The organism is Pantoea sp. USMM079, from assembly GCF_037153115.1.
Taxonomy (GTDB): domain Bacteria; phylum Pseudomonadota; class Gammaproteobacteria; order Enterobacterales; family Enterobacteriaceae; genus Pantoea; species Pantoea communis.
The window spans coordinates 1-223 of record NZ_JBBCKX010000092.1 but is presented as its reverse complement, the minus strand read 5'-3'; the positions used below and the strand labels follow the sequence as shown (position 1 = coordinate 223).

At 54.7% G+C, this 223-nt stretch carries 1 rRNA gene; it reads left to right on the top strand.

Annotated elements, in window-relative coordinates:
* Nucleotides 1-223, top strand: a 23S ribosomal RNA gene (locus tag WFP70_RS26665); the annotation flags it as partial.

The following is a 223-nucleotide window of genomic DNA, read 5'->3' as shown; positions in this document are numbered from 1 at the left end:
TCCCCGAAAGCTATTTAGGTAGCGCCTCGTGAACTCATCTTCGGGGGTAGAGCACTGTTTCGGCTAGGGGGCCATCCCGGCTTACCAACCCGATGCAAACTGCGAATACCGAAGAATGTTATCACGGGAGACACACGGCGGGTGCTAACGTCCGTCGTGAAGAGGGAAACAACCCAGACCGCCAGCTAAGGTCCCAAAGTCATGGTTAAGTGGGAAACGATGT